The following is a 16,670-nucleotide window of genomic DNA, read 5'->3' on the forward strand; positions in this document are numbered from 1 at the left end:
AGCGCCTCCTGGAACGTGCGCCCCGGCGCAGTGGCCTCGACGCTCAAAGCCGTTGAAGGCAGCGCCGGTTCGACCTGCGGGGCGGTCGCCGTCCAGGCCGCCGGCACGGACAGCGAACCGAGCGAGGCCGCCTCGCCGACCCCTGCGGACGGCGCGCCAACCCCGGACGAGGGGTGGAGCGGCCACTGCATGTCGCCTCTTGCCACGATTTACCTACCCTGAACCGGCGGCTGCCAGGTCGGCGCCCGAAATGGTTCGAGCCCACTCCAACAACCCATCCGCGTCGAGCTGAGGCTGAATGCCTGCGGTACCCGCCAGGCCTGGCGAGGCCAGCCCGCCTACCGCGACCCCCAATGCGCCCGGCGAGCTGGGGATGGGGGTGACGGAGGCGATGCTGACGGTGCCGAAGACGTTGGTGATGGACGCGCCGGCGGGGCCGGCGATAGCGGTGGCGGTGTTCCCGAAGGTTTCGATGGCGACCTGTTCCCCGCCGACAACGGGGAGCGTGGCCGAGCCGTTGACGAGGCTGACCAGGACCTCCTGGAACGATCCCGGGGTGAGGACGAGTGGGGCGGAGTCGGCAGTGACGTCAACACCGCTAGGAATCAGAACACCGCCCTCGGAACAGTCGATCAACGTGTGAATTGTGCTGCCCGGGTTGACGATAACGGAGCCGAAACTGATCAGATTTGTTCCGGAGCCCGTGATCGTGATCGAGCCGCTGTTGACGGACATGCCGGTGTCGGTGCCGATGGCGATGGTGTCACCCGGCGCGACGGTGACGGTTTCGCCGGGAGCGACGGGCCCGACGGTGTCGGCGGTGGTGGAGCTGAGGGTGTGCATCGTGGTGTTGGTCGAGGCCACCTGCTGTGTGACGTTGCCGGCGGCCTGCGCCACCGGCTGGGCCTGGGCGCCCTGCGCCGCCGGGTTGGTGGTCTGCGGCGGCTCGTCGAACGGGGTCAGGGTGCTGGCGGTCTCGGACGCGGCGGCATACCCATACATCGCCGTGGCGTCTTGTACCCACATCTGCATGTATTGGGCTTCGGTGGCCGCGATCGCCGGGGCGTTCTGGCCGAAGAAATTGGTCGCGATCAGCGCCAGCAGCTGCACCCGGTTGGCCGCGATCACCGGCGGGGGCACCGTCATCGCGAACGCCGCCTCATAGGCCGCGGCCGCCGCGTAAGCCTGGGCGGCGGTCTGCGCGGCCTGAGCAGCGGCAGTCGACAGCCATTCCACATAGGGGGTGGCCGCGGCCGTCATGAGCAGCGACGAGGGGCCGGACCACGCCTGGCCGGTCAGTCCGGCCAGCTCGGCCGCATAGCCGCCGGCGGTGGACTCCAGCTCGGCGGCCAGCGCGTCCCAACCGGCCGCCGCCGCGAGCATCGGCCCCGCCCCCGGGCCTGCATACATCAGCCCGGAGTTGACCTCCGGAGGCAGCGACGCAAAGTCCATGTCGTCAGTCCTCTCCGCGGCAGCCGGCAGGGGTTGTTTTCAACACCCATAGAATAGTTTTTCAACGGCCATAGAATAACGCCGGCGGTGTTCGGGCACCAGCGATTGGCACAAACGGCGGGGGAAACTCGAGCCGTGTCCGGGTTAGACGGTCGGCGTCGCGTGCTACGTCTGCGGATCCGGCGCGATCGCGTGCCGCGGCTGGTACAGCAGTGCACGGACCAGCGGGCGCGGCCCGACCGACCGAAGCATCTGACTGGCTGGGCGGACTCGTACCCGCTTCGGCCACCAGAACCAACGTCCCATCACCGTCATGATCGACGGCGTGATGAGTGATCGGACGACGAAGGTGTCGAACATCAAGCCGAGCCCGATCGTCGTGCCGAACTGGCCGATCGCCCGCAGATCGCTGGTGATCATCGTGGCCATGGTGACGGCGAACACCAGACCGGCCGCGGTCACCACCGGGCCGGTCAGACCCATCCCGCGGATGAGTCCGGTCTTCAGGCCGGCACCGATCTCCTCTTCGATTCGGGACACCAGCATCAGGTTGTAGTCCGACCCCACCGCCAAGAGCACAATCAACGCGAATTCTGTTGCCACCCAATGCAACTGGAAATGCAGAAGGTGCTGCCAGATCAGTGTCGAGAACCCGAACGCCGCCCCCAGCGACATCACGATCGTGCCGACGATCACGCCGGCGGCGACCAACGCGCGGGTGACTATCACCATGATGATGAAGATGAGCACGATCGAGGCCACCCCGGCGATCATCAGGTCGAACTTCGCGCCGTTGGCGATGTCGTAAAACGTTGCGGCCGTACCGCCGAGGTAAATGTCGGCGTTTTGCAGCGAGGTGAGTTTCAGCGCCTCCTTGGCTGCTTGGCGCTCCTTGTCGACGGACGAGATTCCCTGCGTCGTCGCCGGATCCACTGCATGGGTGATGATGAAGCGAGCGGCCTTGCCGTCCGGTGACACCATCAAACGCAATCCCAGCTGGAAGTCCGGGTTGTCGAAAATCTCGGGCGGCAGGTAGAAGAGGCTCTCGATCTGAGAGTCGTTGAAGGACTTGCCCATCACGGCGTTGGTATCGGTCAGCCGGTCGAACTGATCGATCAGATTGTCGAAGGTGCTGTAGATGGTCAGCGTCGTGTCGCGGATCGATTTCGAGACAGCGATGTTCTCGGGAATGATCGCCAGCAATTCGCGGGTGGCCGCAGCCGTGTTGGTGAGGTCGCTGGTGAGGGCGTGAAACTTTTCGGCCAGTTGATCGAACCCGTCCAAGGCGTCGAACAGGCTTCGTAACGACCAGCAAATCGGGATGTCGTAGCAGTGCCTCTCCCAGTAGAAGTAACTGCGGATCGGTCTCCAGAAGTCGTCGAAATCCGCGATGTGGTCCCGGATCTCGTCCGTGATGGCCGCCGTCTCCCCCGTGGTTTTCGAGCTGTCGTCCGCGGCGTCCGCGAGCTTCTGGGTCACCGCGTACTGGCGCTCCAACAGGGCGATCTGGGTGTCGAGGAAGCCCGTGATTTTCTTGATATCGCCGACGCGGGCCTTCAGGTAATTGAGGTTGTCGCGGATCGGCGCGGTTTGCACACTGAGCTGGAACGGAACGGATCCGTCTTGGATCGGCGGCCCGAGGGGTCTGGTGATGCTCTGCACCCGTTCGATGCCGGGCACCCGGAAGATGGCTCCGGCAATCTTGTCCAGGACCAGCATGTCGGTGGGATTGCGCAGATCGTGGTCCGATTCGATCATCAGCAGGTCCGGGTTCAGGCGGGCCTGGGTGAAGTGTTGATCGGCCGCGTCATACGCCTGAACCGAGGACGCACTCTTCGGTAGGTAGTACAGGTCGTTGTAGCGCGGGTTGAAGCCCATCAAGCCCAGGGCGCCGACGATCGCCAGGATGACGGAGGTGGCGAGGATGGGTGCCGGCCATCGCACGATTGCGGTCGCCAGGCGGCGCCACCGGGTGTAGTTGAACTTTCGCTTCGGATCGAAAAGACCGAAGCCGCTAGCGAATGCGATCAGTGCCGGGGTGAGGGTCACCCCGGCGGCCACCACCACCAGCAGACCGATCGCGCACGGAAACGCCAGCGAACTGAAATAGGGCAGCCTGGTGAAATGCAGACATGCCAGCGCCCCGACGATCGTCAAACCCGAACCCAGCACTACCTTGCTGACCCCGGCGAAGGTGTCGTAGTAGGCGGCTTCGCGGTCTAGTCCCCGTTCGCGGGCCTCCTGGTAGCGGCCGACCATGAAGATCGCGTAGTCGGTACCCGCGGCGATCGCCAATGCCGTCAGCAGGTTGACGGCAAAGGTGGAAAGCCCCATGATGCCCGTGTCGCCCAGCAGCGACACCACGCCTCGGCCGGTGGCCAGTCCGACGAACAGAATCACCATCGTCAGCAGCACAGTGCCGATGGACCGATAGACGAACATCAGCATGACCGCGATGATGACGATGGTGATGATCGTCATCTTGAACAGGCTCGCGTTGCCCACGACGATCGTGTCGTCGGTCAGGGCTCCCTGACCCGCGACGTAGGCCTTGACCCCAGGCGGCGGCTTCGAGTCCGCGACGATCTTGCGAACCGCGTCAACCGACTTGTCGCCGACGGCGCCGCCCTGGTCACCGCGCAGGTTGACCTGGACGTAGGCGGACTTGTGGTCATAGCTCTCGACACCCGAAGCCGTAAACCGCTGCCCCCAGAAATTCAGCGCGTGCTCGACGTGTTCGGTGTCCTGCTTCAGCTTCTTGACCAGATCGTCGTAATACCGGTGAGCGTCCTCGCCGAGAGGCTTGTCACCGACCAGGGTCACCAGGACGAGGTTGTCGGAGTCGTACTCCTTGAATTTCTCCCCGATGTGCTTCATCCCGGTCACCGACGGCGCGTCGGACGGGGAGAGCGGCACCGAGACGTCCTCGGCGACCTTCTCCAACTGTGGGACGAAGACATTGACGCCGACCGCGATCAGCAGCCAGGTCACGACGATCGGCAGCGCCAGAACGCGGATGGTGCGGGCCAGTCGCGGTTTGCGCTCGACTTCGGTGCGTTGCGCGACGGGGATTTCGTCCGTGTCGCTCGTGTCGTCGGTCATGCGGACTTGTCCAAGCAGGAGACCTGCGCGTCACGGGTGTTGACCTGTTCTTGATCGACCAATTTGCCGTCGACGGTGATCCGGCAGCCGATGGAGGGTCCGTCACCCTGGGCCACGACGTAGGCGAAGATGCCGGGCATCTCGGCGACGATCGTCTGCGACCACGGCAACGTGGTGAAGTTCGCCTTCTGCGGTTGTGCGTCCGCATCCATCCAGTTGACGACGCCGGTCGTCCCGGGCGGTCCCAGGATCTCGTAGATGGCGGTCTTGGCCGCGTACGGCGGGGTCGCATCGCGCGGATCGGGCTTGGGCAGGCCGGGTCCCGGGAAGACGCCGCTGAGTCGGTCCACCGCCACGCCGCCGATCACCGCTGCCACGACCACGACCAGCGCGACCCATCCCCGCTTGAGAAGAGTCAACACCGTTCCCCCCGACCACGATTGCCCGACGGGCTGATGTTAAGACACTTCATCTGTTCAGGCATTTCGTCGCGTGCGCCACGGCTATCCCGAACGCCATGGTTGCCGAATTAATTCCTGCGGTGCGCCGTCGTGTCGTAACGATGTCGCCGCCCTGGCCGTGACCGCACCGCTCGTCGTACCACACCTGATCCGTTTTCTCCGCGACGACGCGGCACCATGGTGGTCACTCGCGTGTGCATGGCAACAACCGTGTTGCCAAGGCGAAAGACACTCGGGACGGTAGCTTTCGCCGGAGACACGGAAACGCTCTGCCCTGCAGGCTAATTCGTTGCGAGGCGCCGATTTACCGCCTATTGGCCTGTTGCGCGGTCGATTTCATCGAGATGACCGCGCAGTGGTGTCGATTGCGGCGCAAGCGGCAACGGACCGACTGAATTAGTTTCAGAAAGTAATTCGCTGGCGCAGACGCCTTTGCGTCGAATACACCCGGGTGCGATTTGTCGATCTGAAACCGGCACCGATTTGGGGCCGTGGCGCGTACCCTGACCGATATGGCCACCAAGACCAAGGTCAGGACCTGCGTACATTGCGGCCACACGTTCGATCCGAGCGACCGACACCGCGACCTGTCCGATCCGGGCTGGCTTCCGGCCGCGTCAATTTATTGTTCGCATGAATGCAGTGACCGGTTCCATTGCGATATGGCGCATTGCTGCTCGACCCGCGCGAAAGAAAAGACTCGTCGCAAAGGCGCCAAGGCGGCGCGGTAATCCGCGCTTCGACCGAATCTTTCGGCACGAAAGCCGGATATTCCCGGCTATCGAGCCTGCACTGTTCGGGCCGGTCTAGCCCTCGAGCTTGTAGCCCAGCCCCCGCACGGTCACCAGGTGGACGGGGTTGGCCGGGTCGGCTTCGATCTTGGACCGCAACCGCTTGACGTGGACGTCGAGCGTCTTGGTGTCGCCGACGTAATCGGCGCCCCACACCCGGTCGATCAACTGTCCGCGCGTCAACACCCGACCGCTGTTGCGCATCAGGTACTCCAGCAAGTCAAACTCCTTGAGCGGCAACGTGATCGTATCGCCGTTGACTGAGACGACGTGTCGCTCGACGTCCATCCGTACCGGTCCGGACTCGAGCACACCGTCGCTGATTTCGGAATCGTCGTCACCGCCACGGCGGAGCACCGCGCGGATCCGTGCGATCAGCTCACGCGCCGAATACGGCTTGGTCACATAGTCATCGGCGCCCAGCTCCAACCCGACGACCTTGTCGATCTCGCTGTCGCGTGCGGTCACCATGATCACCGGCACGCTGGAACGAGCGCGGAGCTGCTTGCACACGTCGGTCCCCGACATGCCGGGCAGCATCAGATCGAGCAGCACGATGTCGGCGCCCCCACGATCGAACTCGGCCAACGCGGCTTGCCCATCGGTTACGACCGTGGCCTCGAAGCCCTCCTTGCGCAACAGGAATGCCAGCGGATCGGCCAGCGACTCCTCGTCCTCCACGATCAGCACACTGGTCATGCGCGCCACTCCTTCTCATCGCGATGCTCTGCATCGTCGTAAGCGCGGGTCATCGACTTAGTTCTTCCTCTCGTTGTGACCTGTTGGGCCGCACGTCGCGACCCGGCGGTTGCTCGGGTTGTTCGTCATTGTCCGTGTAGGCCGGAATCGACAGCGTGAATGTCGATCCGGTTCCCGGCTTGCTCCACACGCCGATGCTGCCGTTGTGGTTGGCCGCGACATGCTTGACGATGGCCAGGCCCAGCCCACTGCCGCCAGTGGCGCGCGAGCGTGCCTTGTCCCCCCGGAAGAACCGCTCGAAGACCCGCTCCTGGTCTTCCAACGCGATCCCGATGCCACGGTCGGTGACGGCGATCTCGATGTTGTCGCCGCGGCGCCGGCGGCTGATCGAGACCGGCGAACCGGGCGGCGAATAGGCGATCGCGTTGGACACCAGGTTGGCCAGCGCGGTGACCAGAAGCGTTTCGTCGCCCAGCACCCGCAAGCCGCTGGGCGCATCGGTGCGAATCTCGATATGCGCGTTGTCGGCCGCCACCTTGTGGCGTGAAATCGCCTCGGATACAACGGTATCCACGTCGACCTCGGTCACGTTGGGTAACCGCTCCGCGCCCTGCAGCCGGGACAGCTCGATCAGCTCGGCGACCATGTCCCCCAGCCGGTTGGCTTCGACGAGCACCCTCTCGGCAAAGCGGCGAACGGTTTCGGGGTCGTCGGCGGACGCCAACAGGGCCTCGGCGAGCAGGGCCATGGCGCCGACCGGGGTCTTGAGCTCGTGGCTGACGTTGGCCACGAAATCGCGCCTGGTCGCCTCCATGCGCGCATAGTCGGACTGGTCGTGGGCGAACACCACGGCGAACCGGCGGTCCTCTTCGCTGAGCAGCCGGGCCTGCCCGTGCACCGAGAGCCCGGACCGGCCCGCCGCCCGTTTGGCCGGCCGCAGGTCGAATTCGACGTCGACCCCGCTCAGCGCCTGCTGGGCCGCCTCCCACGCCTGGTCGTCAAGCTGCCGGTCGCGCACCAGGCCCAGTTCCCTGGCCCGGTCGTTGAGGTAGACGACGTCGCGGTGGGAATCCACCACCGCGACTCCAAGCGGCATCAGCGCGACGATGCGTTGCAGCATCTGCGCGACGGTGATCCCGGTCCATTCGGTGGTCGCTCGCTGCCGGCGAGCTTTCGGCGACAGCCGGGTCCCGGCTGCTACCCCTATGGCCAGCCCCAGCACGGACAAGACCCCGGCCAGCAACAGCGCCGAGAACACAGTCACATAGCAAATCCTACAAATCTTCCTGAACGCCGCCCTAGCGGAACGAGGCCAAAATCGGACAAGTCACACTTTGCGCTTCAGGTGTTCGACTCCCGTTAACGCGATGTTCGGCAAACAGGCCTTTAAAACTCGCCGTAGCCACCCGGCCCGGCGTTACCCGCGCCCCTGGCTGGCAACCGCCGCCGCGCCCGCGGCGGCCGCCTCCGGGTCGAGGTAGGTGCCGCCCGGCACCACCGGTTGCAGGTCGGCGTCCAGGTCGTAGCGCAGCGGAACGCCGGTCGGGATGTTCAGCCCGACGACATCGTCGTCGGACATCTGGTCGAGGTACTTGACCAGGGCCCGCAGCGAATTGCCGTGCGCGACGATCAACACCGTCTTGCCGCTGCGCAGGTCCGGGACGATGACGTCGGTGAAGTACGGCAGGAACCGGACCACCACGTCAGCCAGGCATTCGGTCAGCGGGCCGCCGCCGATGTTGGCGTACCGGGGGTCGGTGTCCTGGCTGAACCGGCTACCCCTCTCGATCGGCGGGGGCGGCGTGTCGTAGCTGCGCCGCCAGGCCATGAACTGCTCGTCGCCGTAGCGGGCCTTGGTCTCGGCCTTGTCCAGCCCCTGCAGCGCCCCGTAGTGCCGTTCGTTGAGCCGCCAGCTGCGCCGCACCGGGATCCACAGCCGGTCGACGGCGTCCAGCGTCAGGTGCGCGGTGGTGATCGCGCGGCGCAGCAGCGAGGTGTAGAGGACGTCGGGCAACAGGTTCTGTTCGGCCAGCAGCTCCCCGCTGCGCACCGCCTCGGCCCGGCCCTTTTCGGTCAGCCCGACGTCCACCCAACCGGTGAACAGGTTCAGGGCATTCCAGTCGCTCTCGCCGTGGCGCAGCAGCACCAGCGTGGCAGTGTCTCCCATGCGGGCTAGCTTATTCGTCGTCTTCGTCGATACTTGCTCGACTTCTCCTCATCGCGCTTCGCGCTCTGCATCGTCGTCTTCGTCGATACTTGCTCGACTTCTCCTCATCGCGCTTCGCGCTCTGCATCGTCGTCTTCGTCGATCAGGTGAGCGAACGCCTCGAGGTTCTTCAGCGATTCGCCGCGGGACACCCGCCACTCCCACTCTTTCTGTATCGACGAACGAAAACCCAACTCCAGCAACGTATTGAAGTCCGAATCCACCGCTTCGAGCACCTGCCCGAGCACTCGGTCGATCTCGTCGGCGTCCACCGACGCCAGCGACATGCGGCCCACCAGGTAGACGTCGCCGACCTTGTCCAGTGTGTAGGCGACCCCGTAGAGGCGGCGGTTCCGCTTGAGCAGGAAGCGGTAGACGCCCTCGTGGTTCTCGTCGGGCTTGCGGCACACGAACGCCTCGATGCGCACCGAATGCTCGCCGACGCTCAGGATGGTGTTGGTCTTGAGTTTGCGCTCGCCGGGCAGCTCCACCACCAGGCCGGACAGCCCGCCGTGCGCCCCCTCGTGTTTCGAGTACTCCAGACCGCTCGCCTGCAGCGCGTCCTCGATCACCTGCTCCACGGTCGACGTCATGCGCCCACGCCGCTTCGCTCGGCGGTGTACGCGCGGATCGCGCGCCGATAGCTGGCCAGCAGCGCGTCGGTGGTGTTGTCCCAGGAGAACGTGGCCGCGTGCTCGGCCGCCGCGCGGCTCATCGCCTCGGCCTGTGGCGCGCGCAGCCGCAGCACCCGGTCCAGGGCGTCCGCCCACTGGTCGACGTCGTGGCCGGACACCAGCGTGCCGGTGACCCCGTCGCGCACCGCCACCGGCAGACCACCGACCGCGGCGGCCACCACCGGCGTGCCACACGCCTGTGCCTCGACGGCTACCAGGCCGAACGACTCCGAGTAGCTGGGCACGGCGACCAGGTTGGCGGCCCGGAACAAGGTGGCCAGGTCCGTGCGGGACTGCGGGGGCAGGAAGGTAACCCGCGCCGCGATGCCGAGCTCGTCGGCCAGCCGCCGCAGCCCGTCCGGGGAGGCCATGCCGCTGCCCGACGGGCCGCCGGCCACCACGATGCGCACGCCCGGCAATTTCGCGGCGGCGCGCAGCACGATGTCGGGCGCCTTCAGCGGCTGGATCCGCCCGACGAACGCCACCACGTCTTCGTCGAGCGGCAACCCCAGCGCGGCCCGGGCCGCCCGGCGGTCGCCCGGGCGGAACACCTCGAGATCCACTCCCGGGTGGACGACGTCGATGCGCGCCGGGTCGGCGTGGTGGATGGAGATCAGTTGCCCGGCTTCATCGTCGGTGTTGACGATCAGGCGATCCGCCTCGTCGACGACCTGCTGCTCACCGACGGTGCGCAGCGGCGGCTCGGGCGCGTCACCCGCGGCCAGCGCCGCGTTCTTGACCGCGGCGAGTGTGTGTGCGGTGTGCACCAGCGGCACCGCCCAGCGGTCGCGGGCCAGCCAGCCGACCTGCCCGGACAGCCAATAGTGCGAGTGCACGATGTCGTAGTAACCCGGTTCGTGCGACGCTTCCGCGCGCAGCACCCCCGCGGCGAACGCGCACAGCTGGGTGGGCAGGTCGTATTTGTCCAGGCCCTCGAACGGCCCCGCGACCACGTTGCGCACCAGCACGCCGGGCGCGACCCGGGCGACGGGAGGGTCGGCGGACGCGGTGGCCCGGGTGAAGATCTCGACCTCGATGCCCCGCCGCGCCAGGTGCAGCGCCGTCTGCAGGACGTAGACGTTCATGCCCCCGGCGTCGCCGGTGCCCGGCTGGGCCAATGGTGAGGTGTGCACCGCCAACACTGCGACGCGGCGCGGTTTCAGCCGGAATACGTCATCGTGCCGCACTCTGTCATCTTTACAGGACGTTCCGCTCACCAGCCCAACGCCCAGGACATGGCTTCGCGCTAAGCGGAAGTCTCGTCGACGGCGACGTCGCGCAGCCGCGGATTCAGCGCCCCGGCCCGCCGCATCGCCCCGAGCGGATCGGCGTACAGCCCGCCCAGCGACACGGTCCCCGCGCCCGCCTCCTGGACCCGGTTGCCGAAGACGGTGACGCGGATATCGCGCGGCGGCAACACCGAGCGCTCGGCGAACGCCGCCTCCACGTGCTCCATCGCCTCGGGGTACTCGGTGAAGGCCTGGCCGCCGACGACCAGTTCGTCGGGGTTGAGCATGTCGCGCAGCAACGCCACCGCCTCCCCGAGCACCCGGCCGCGCTCGTTCAGCAATTCTTTGGCCTGCTCGTTGCCGGCCCGGGCCAGCCGCAGCAGGTCGGCGATGCCGGCGGCCGGCGCGTTGGACCGGCCCGGTGAAGCGAACGGGAGGACCCGCAGCCTGCGGGCGGCGGCCAGCACCGCCTCGTCGCTGACGGTGGATTCCAGTTGGCCGGTGCCGCCCAGCAGCTCGGAGTGGGCGGGCAGCGTCGCGATGGTGCCGGGGCCGCTGGCCGGGCAGTGCACCCGTCCGCCGATCACCAGCGCGTAGCCCACGGTCTCGCGGGCGTAGACGTAGAGACTGGTGGGCGAGCTGGGCAGGAATCGCCGCATGCCGAGCAGCAGCTCGGCCCCGGCCATGGCGTCGACGTGCGAGGCCACCGACACCGGCAGTCCCAGCGCGTCGGCCAGCACCGGACCGACCGGCGCCTGCCGCCAACCTAGCCGCGGGTGATCGACGTGACCGGTGGCGCTGTCGACGGTGCCGCCGATCGCGACGCCGACCCACAGCGGGCGGCGCCGATGCCAACGCCGCAGGTAACGAGCGGCGCTCTCGGCCAGCGAAGCCAGCGCGGGCCCGGCCGGGCTGAGCGGTGTCGGCGTCTCGACGGTGTCGAGCGTGCGACCGAACAGGTCGGTGGCCACGATGCTGGTGGTCCGGGCGCCGATGTGGATGCCCAGCGTCACGAACGGTTCGTGGTTGATCTCGACCGGCACGCGTGGGCGTCCGATCGCTCCGGAAACGGCCAGGTCGGCGCGCTCCCGCAGCAACCCGGCCTCGAGCAGGGCGATGACTTGGCGGTTGACCGTCGCAATGCTCAGCGAGGTGACGCCTGCGATGACGTCACGCCCGACGGGGCCGCGCAATCGGACGGCCCGGAACACCGAGGCCGCCGCCGAGTCGGCGATGTGCAGTGCCGGCGGCACGATTTGACGACGCACCGACCGGTGGCCCTTGTAGCTGGCACGGGCGGGCGGATGAAGAGTCTGGGTGAGGGTATTCGAGCGCACGAGCGTCCTTTGTCCGATTTTTGTTGGCCGTCACTGGCCACGCCTGAAAAAGTCAGGAGCGGCAAAGTGCGCGACAACAACACGCACCCGCCGCGCAAAGACACGCGGCGGTGGTGCTGGACAGGGCGCTGAGGTGCACGAAGAAAATTTAGCACGCTCACTAAGGTTGTTTCTATGGTTGGAAACGTCAGGAATGAACGGGTCGCGGTGGTCACAGGCGCCAGCTCGGGAATCGGCGAGGCGACCGCCCAGACCCTCGCTGCGCAGGGCTTTCACGTGGTGGCGGTGGCGCGCCGGGCGGAGCGGATCAACGCCCTGGCTCGGGAGATCGGCGGAACCGCGATTGTGGCCGACGTCACAGACGACGCGGCGGTCGCCGCCTTGGCCGACGAACTGGCCCGGGTGGACGTGCTGGTCAACAACGCCGGGGGCGCCCGCGGACTGGCACCGGTCGCCGATTCCGACTTCGAGCACTGGCGGTGGATGTGGGAGACCAACGTGCTGGGCACGCTGCGGGTCACCCGGGCGCTGCTGCCCAAACTCATTGACTCCGGCGACGGCCTGATCGTCACGGTGACTTCGGTTGCGGCACTTGAGGTTTACGACGGCGGCGCCGGATACACGGCGGCCAAACACGCCCAGGGAGCGCTGCACCGCACGCTGCGCGGCGAGCTGCTGGGTAAGCCGGTGCGGCTGACCGAGATCGCGCCCGGCGCGGTGGAGACCGAGTTTTCGCTGGTTCGCTTCGACGGCGATCAACAACGCGCCGACGCCGTCTACACCGGCCTCACACCGCTGGTTGCCGCCGATGTCGCCGAGGTGATCGGCTTCGTGGCCTCGCGGCCGCCCCACGTCGACCTCGACCTGATCGTCATGAAGCCGCGCGACCAGGCGTCGGCCACCCGGTTCAACCGCCGGGGCTAGTCGCCGGGCTGGACGAGGTGGTTGTCGTGGTGGGCGTGCCGGACAGGCTCGGCGCGGTCGACGGCGTGACCGGTGCGGTCACCGGAATCTGCGTGGACGGCGGGTGCGCGGTGGGAGGTGGGAGCGCCGACATGGCGACCCAGGTGTCCCAATCGACGGCCCAGTCCCAGAGGTCGCCGTCGGAATAGGACAGCTGGATCGAGCTCCCGGTCACTTCGACCGGGTCGCCGTACATCGCCGACCCGAAGTACTGCTCCGCGTCGCCGGTCGACAGGTTGATGCAGCCGTTGGTGACGTTGCTGTTGCCTTGCGCGCCGGCGCTCGACGGGTTGGCGTGGATGAACTCGCCGTTGTTGGAGATCCGCACCGCCCAGCGCTCGTGCACGTGGCTGTAGCCGGCGGCGGGGTTGGACATGTAGAAGTCGGCGTACTTCTCGGTGACGACGTGGATGCCGTTGCGGGTGACGTTGCGCGCCTTGTCGGCCTCGCCGTAGCTGCACGGGAAGTCCATGATGACGCCTTCGTCCCTGATCACCTGGATGCGGTGCGAGGTGACCTCGGCCTTGACCACCTGCCGGCGGCCGATCTGGATGTTCAGTGAGATGTCGTCGGCGCCGTAGGCGCTGTCGCCGAAGGGCAGGCCGTACAACTTGGCGTCGACGTTGACGGTGGTGCCCGCGGGGTAGTACTCGCGGGTGCGCCAGTGCACCCGGGCGCCCGCCGCTTCGTCGGGCAGCCACGCCCAACTGCCCTCGACGGGCGGATTCGTGGTGACGGTCAGCGCCTTCTCGACGGCGGCCTTGTCGGTGATCGGCGCGTCGAACTGGATGATGATCGGCGCCGCCACCCCGACGGTCTGGCCGTCGGCCAGCTGGAACGCCCCACCGATCTTCTTGGTGGGAGAAACCGTGGTGAACTTGCCCTTCACCGGGATCGCCTTGCCGTCGTGCCCGACGGCCGAGCCGCTCCACGTGTAGGTCGCGTCGTAGCCCAACGGCTCGGTGGTGCTGTAGACGGTGCGGTCGGAGTTGAACTTGCCCGCCACGGCCTTGCCCGCGGAATTCGTCAGCGCGACGTGCTGGAACCAGCCGTCGCTGATCTGGACGCTGATCGGCGCGATCGGCACCACGTTTTCGGTTGCATCGGCCGGCTGGAACTTCAGCTGCGGCGCGGGCTGCTCTTTCTTGTCGGCCTGCTTGGCCGTGGTGCCGCTACACGCGGCCAACAGGCTGGGGGCGAAGACCCCCAGTCCGAGGGCCGCCAAAGCCACACGCCGGTTGATCGGCGGCGGGGTGTGCGACGTGCTCACGAAAGTCAAAGATACCGGGCAAAATCCGCCAACCCCGCCGCGACAAATCGGGGCCGGGGCGGTCTTTCGCAGGATTCGGAGCTACAGCCTGCAGCCGAGCAGGACAGGCTCGGGTTGCAATGTGACACCAAACACATCACGAACCCCGTCGCGGATGACGCGGGCCAGTGCGATCACCTCGTCGGCGGTGGCGCCGCCGCGGTTGGTCAGCGCCAGCGCGTGCTTGGTGGACAGCCGGCATCGCGCCCCGGGATCGTCGGGATAACCCTTGGTGAAGCCGGCCCGCTCCACCAGCCAGCCCGCCGCCAGCTTGACGCCGTCGGGCGCCGGGTAGTGCGGAACGGCCTCGTGGACGCTCGCGGCCAGCCGCTCGTACACCTCGGGCGCAACCACCGGGTTGGTGAAGAACGACCCCACGCTCCAGGTGTCGTGGTCGTCCGGGTCGAGCACCATGCCCTTGCGGCCTCGCAGCGTCAAAACCGCCTCGCGGACCGCCCGCGGATCGGCCCGCTCACCGCCGCTCAGCCCCAGCGCGGCGGCCAGTTCGCCGTAGCGCAGCGGCGCACTGCGGCCCGATGCGTCCAGGGCGAACTCGACTTCCAGTACCACCCAAGGGGTTTCGGGCGCAGCCTGTTTGAACACGCTGGTGCGGTAGCCGAAGCCGAGCTCGCCGGCCGGCACCCAGCGCACCTGCCCGCTGCCGCGGTCCAGTACCCGGACCCGGGTGATGGTGTCGGAGACTTCCGCACCGTAGGCTCCGACGTTTTGCACCGGGGTGGCCCCGGCCGACCCGGGAATCCCGGACAGGCATTCCAGGCCGCCCAGACCGTGCTCAATGGCGCTGACCACGACGTCGTCCCACACCGCCCCCGCCTCGGCGCGCACCAGGGCGCCGTCGATGGTGATCGCGCTGTTGGCCAACCGAACGGCGGTCAGGTCGGCGCAGGTGTCGGCGATCACCAGGTTGGACCCGCCGGCGAACACCAGCACCGGGGCATGTTCTCCCGCAAGGCTTTCGGCATCCGCCCCCCGCACCGCGGCGATCACCTGTTCGGTGCTGGCGCAGGTGATCAGGCGGCGCGCGACCGGCCCCACCCGCAACGTCGTCAGCGGCGCGAGCGACACCGCCTCGGCGACATGCGCGCCGGCGAATGTCGAGCCGGCATCGCTGGATTTCATGGCCCGTAACGGTAGCCTCACCTGCTATGCCGCGTTCATTCGACTTGTCGGCCGACTACGACGGCAGCGTTGAAGAGGTGCATCGGGCGTTCACGGACGAGACCTATTGGCGGGCACGGCTGGCCGGGTCCGGTGTCGACCTCGCCACGCTGGAATCGATGCGGGTCGGCGGTGAAGCCGGGGACGACGACACCGTCGAGGTCGTCACCGTGCAGGTGATCCACAGTCACAAGTTGCCGGGGATGGTCACGCAGTTGCACAGCGGCGACCTCCGCATCAGGCGCGAGGAGATCTGGGGACCCGTCGCGGACGGCGCCGCGCAGGGCTTGGTCGTCGGCTCGATATTGGACGCCCCGGTGAAACTGAAGGGCACCGCCGCGCTCTCGACAATCGTGGAGACGGGCGGTGCCCGACTGACCTTCCGGGCCACCGTCCAGGTACGCGTCCCGATCATCGGCGGCAAGCTGGAGAACATCATCGGCACCCGACTGGCCGAGCTGGTGGCAGCGGAGCAGCGGTTCACCACGGAGTGGATCGCCAACACGGCCTAAGGACGCCGAGCCTAAGCTGGCGCCCATGCGAATCGCGTTGGCGCAGATCCTCAGCGGCACCGACCCGGCCGCCAACTTGGAGCTGGTGCGCGAGTACAGCGGCCGGGCCGCCGACGCCGGCGCGAAGCTGGTGGTGTTCCCGGAGGCGACCATGTGCCGGTTCGGCGTTCCGCTGGCGCCGATCGCCGAACCGGTCGACGGGCCGTGGGCGGCCGGGGTGCGGGGCGTCGCGGCCGATTGCGGCATCACGGTGGTTGCCGGCATGTTCACCCCGGCCGGGGACGGCCGGGTGAAGAACACGCTGATCGCGGCCGGTCCGGGCAGTCCCAACGAGCCGGACACGCACTACGACAAGATCCATCTCTACGACGCCTTCGGCTTCACCGAGTCACGCACCGTCGCACCCGGCCGCGAGCCGGTGGTGATCACGGTCGCCGGCGTGGGGGTGGGGCTGACGGTCTGCTACGACATCCGCTTCCCGGCCCTGTACACCGAGCTGGCCCGCCGCGGCGCCCAGCTGATCGCCGTCTGCGCATCGTGGGGCGCGGGGCCCGGCAAGCTCGACCAGTGGACGCTCTTGGCGCGGGCCCGCGCGCTCGATTCGATGAGCTACGTCGCCGCGGCCGGCCAGGCCGACCCGGGCGAGTCTCTGACCGGGTCGGGCGCGCCCACCGGGGTCGGCGGCAGCCTGGTGGCCTCCCCGTTCGGCGAGGTCGTCGCGTCGGCCGGCTCCGCGCCGCAGTTGGTGCTGGCCGA

The 16,670-nt window shown here is 67.5% G+C and carries 14 protein-coding genes and 2 pseudogenes; 4 read left to right on the top strand and 12 right to left on the bottom strand.

Annotated features, from left to right (window positions below):
• Positions 1–17: 17 nt before the first annotated feature.
• From A5750_RS26670 to A5750_RS20105, 4 genes and pseudogenes are all read right to left on the bottom strand, one after another.
• A pseudogene (locus A5750_RS26670) lies at positions 18–191 on the bottom strand (PE/PPE C-terminal domain-containing protein); the annotation flags it as partial.
• Positions 192–213: 22 nt separating this feature from the next.
• Positions 214–1,452 carry a PPE family protein gene (locus A5750_RS26560; RefSeq protein ID WP_066956346.1) on the bottom strand — a complete coding sequence of 413 codons (1,239 nt, stop codon included), beginning with the start codon at positions 1,450–1,452 and terminating at the stop codon, positions 214–216.
• 165 nt (positions 1,453–1,617) lie between these two features.
• Positions 1,618–4,554 (bottom strand): RND family transporter, encoded by a 2,937-nt coding sequence (locus A5750_RS20100; RefSeq protein ID WP_066956343.1) that lies wholly within the window; start codon positions 4,552–4,554, stop codon positions 1,618–1,620.
• On the bottom strand, positions 4,551–4,973 hold the full coding sequence (locus A5750_RS20105; protein WP_197505477.1) for an MmpS family transport accessory protein: 423 nt from the start codon (positions 4,971–4,973) through the stop codon (positions 4,551–4,553). The genes A5750_RS20100 and A5750_RS20105 overlap by 4 nt, the downstream gene beginning before the upstream one ends.
• 554 nt (positions 4,974–5,527) lie before the next feature.
• Between A5750_RS20105 and A5750_RS25530 the strand changes: the two genes are divergently transcribed.
• Positions 5,528–5,746 carry a ferric uptake regulation protein gene (locus tag A5750_RS25530; protein WP_082948393.1) on the top strand — a complete coding sequence of 73 codons (219 nt, stop codon included), beginning with the start codon at positions 5,528–5,530 and terminating at the stop codon, positions 5,744–5,746.
• 75 nt (positions 5,747–5,821) lie between these two features.
• Here A5750_RS25530 and regX read toward each other — a convergent pair whose 3' ends face one another.
• From regX to A5750_RS20135, 6 genes and pseudogenes are all read right to left on the bottom strand, one after another.
• Entirely contained in the window at positions 5,822–6,505 is a 684-nt protein-coding gene (regX, locus tag A5750_RS20110; protein WP_007167631.1) for a two-component sensory transduction protein RegX, read from the bottom strand.
• Between the two features lie 49 nt (positions 6,506–6,554).
• Positions 6,555–7,769, bottom strand: a complete 1,215-nt coding sequence (locus A5750_RS20115; protein WP_156659683.1) for a cell wall metabolism sensor histidine kinase WalK — start codon at positions 7,767–7,769, stop codon at positions 6,555–6,557.
• A 153-nt stretch (positions 7,770–7,922) separates the two neighbouring features.
• Positions 7,923–8,672 carry a phosphoglyceromutase gene (locus A5750_RS20120; protein WP_066956333.1) on the bottom strand — a complete coding sequence of 250 codons (750 nt, stop codon included), beginning with the start codon at positions 8,670–8,672 and terminating at the stop codon, positions 7,923–7,925.
• 97 nt (positions 8,673–8,769) lie between these two features.
• A pseudogene (locus tag A5750_RS20125) lies at positions 8,770–9,304 on the bottom strand (YbjN domain-containing protein); the annotation flags it as partial.
• Complete coding sequence (gene mshA / locus A5750_RS20130; protein WP_231989259.1) at positions 9,301–10,602, bottom strand: D-inositol-3-phosphate glycosyltransferase; 1,302 nt, start codon at positions 10,600–10,602, stop codon at positions 9,301–9,303. The pseudogene A5750_RS20125 and the gene mshA, both read right to left, overlap by 4 nt.
• Positions 10,603–10,631: 29 nt before the next feature.
• Entirely contained in the window at positions 10,632–11,882 is a 1,251-nt protein-coding gene (locus A5750_RS20135) for an ROK family transcriptional regulator (protein ID WP_231989263.1), read from the bottom strand.
• 243 nt (positions 11,883–12,125) lie between these two features.
• On the opposite strand from A5750_RS20135, the gene A5750_RS20140 reads away from it, so the two are divergent.
• On the top strand, positions 12,126–12,875 hold the full coding sequence (locus A5750_RS20140; RefSeq protein ID WP_066956323.1) for an SDR family NAD(P)-dependent oxidoreductase: 750 nt from the start codon (positions 12,126–12,128) through the stop codon (positions 12,873–12,875).
• Here the strand turns inward: A5750_RS20140 and A5750_RS20145 are convergent.
• Positions 12,859–14,232, bottom strand: a complete 1,374-nt coding sequence (locus A5750_RS20145; protein ID WP_197505479.1) for an Ig-like domain-containing protein — start codon at positions 14,230–14,232, stop codon at positions 12,859–12,861. The two genes, A5750_RS20140 and A5750_RS20145, sit on opposite strands and share 17 nt — an antisense overlap.
• Positions 14,233–14,265: 33 nt before the next feature.
• Positions 14,266–15,363: a UDP-N-acetylmuramate dehydrogenase gene (locus A5750_RS20150; RefSeq protein ID WP_066956317.1), complete on the bottom strand. Its 1,098-nt coding sequence runs from the start codon at positions 15,361–15,363 to the stop codon at positions 14,266–14,268.
• 26 nt (positions 15,364–15,389) lie between these two features.
• Between A5750_RS20150 and A5750_RS20155 the strand changes: the two genes are divergently transcribed.
• On the top strand, positions 15,390–15,914 hold the full coding sequence (locus A5750_RS20155; RefSeq protein WP_066956314.1) for a DUF2505 domain-containing protein: 525 nt from the start codon (positions 15,390–15,392) through the stop codon (positions 15,912–15,914).
• Between the two features lie 25 nt (positions 15,915–15,939).
• Positions 15,940–16,670 (top strand): carbon-nitrogen hydrolase family protein (locus tag A5750_RS20160; protein ID WP_066956311.1); only part of this gene is annotated, 731 nt, incomplete at its 3' end.

It is taken from the genome of Mycobacterium sp. 852002-51613_SCH5001154, from assembly GCF_001667425.1.
Taxonomy (GTDB): Bacteria; Actinomycetota; Actinomycetes; order Mycobacteriales; family Mycobacteriaceae; genus Mycobacterium.

Bases quoted from the DNA above. Each gene is read 5' to 3' on its own strand.
- A5750_RS26560 (WP_066956346.1), bottom strand. From the start codon at position 1,452: ATGGACTTTGCGTCGCTGCCTCCGGAGGTCAACTCCGGGCTGATGTAT.
- A5750_RS20150 (WP_066956317.1), bottom strand. From the start codon at position 15,363: ATGAAATCCAGCGATGCCGGCTCGACATTCGCCGGCGCGCATGTCGCC.
- A5750_RS20155 (WP_066956314.1), top strand. From the start codon at position 15,390: ATGCCGCGTTCATTCGACTTGTCGGCCGACTACGACGGCAGCGTTGAA.
- A5750_RS25530 (WP_082948393.1), top strand. From the start codon at position 5,528: ATGGCCACCAAGACCAAGGTCAGGACCTGCGTACATTGCGGCCACACG.
- regX (WP_007167631.1), bottom strand. From the start codon at position 6,505: ATGACCAGTGTGCTGATCGTGGAGGACGAGGAGTCGCTGGCCGATCCG.
- A5750_RS20100 (WP_066956343.1), bottom strand. From the start codon at position 4,554: ATGACCGACGACACGAGCGACACGGACGAAATCCCCGTCGCGCAACGC.
- A5750_RS20140 (WP_066956323.1), top strand. From the start codon at position 12,126: ATGGTTGGAAACGTCAGGAATGAACGGGTCGCGGTGGTCACAGGCGCC.
- A5750_RS20120 (WP_066956333.1), bottom strand. From the start codon at position 8,672: ATGGGAGACACTGCCACGCTGGTGCTGCTGCGCCACGGCGAGAGCGAC.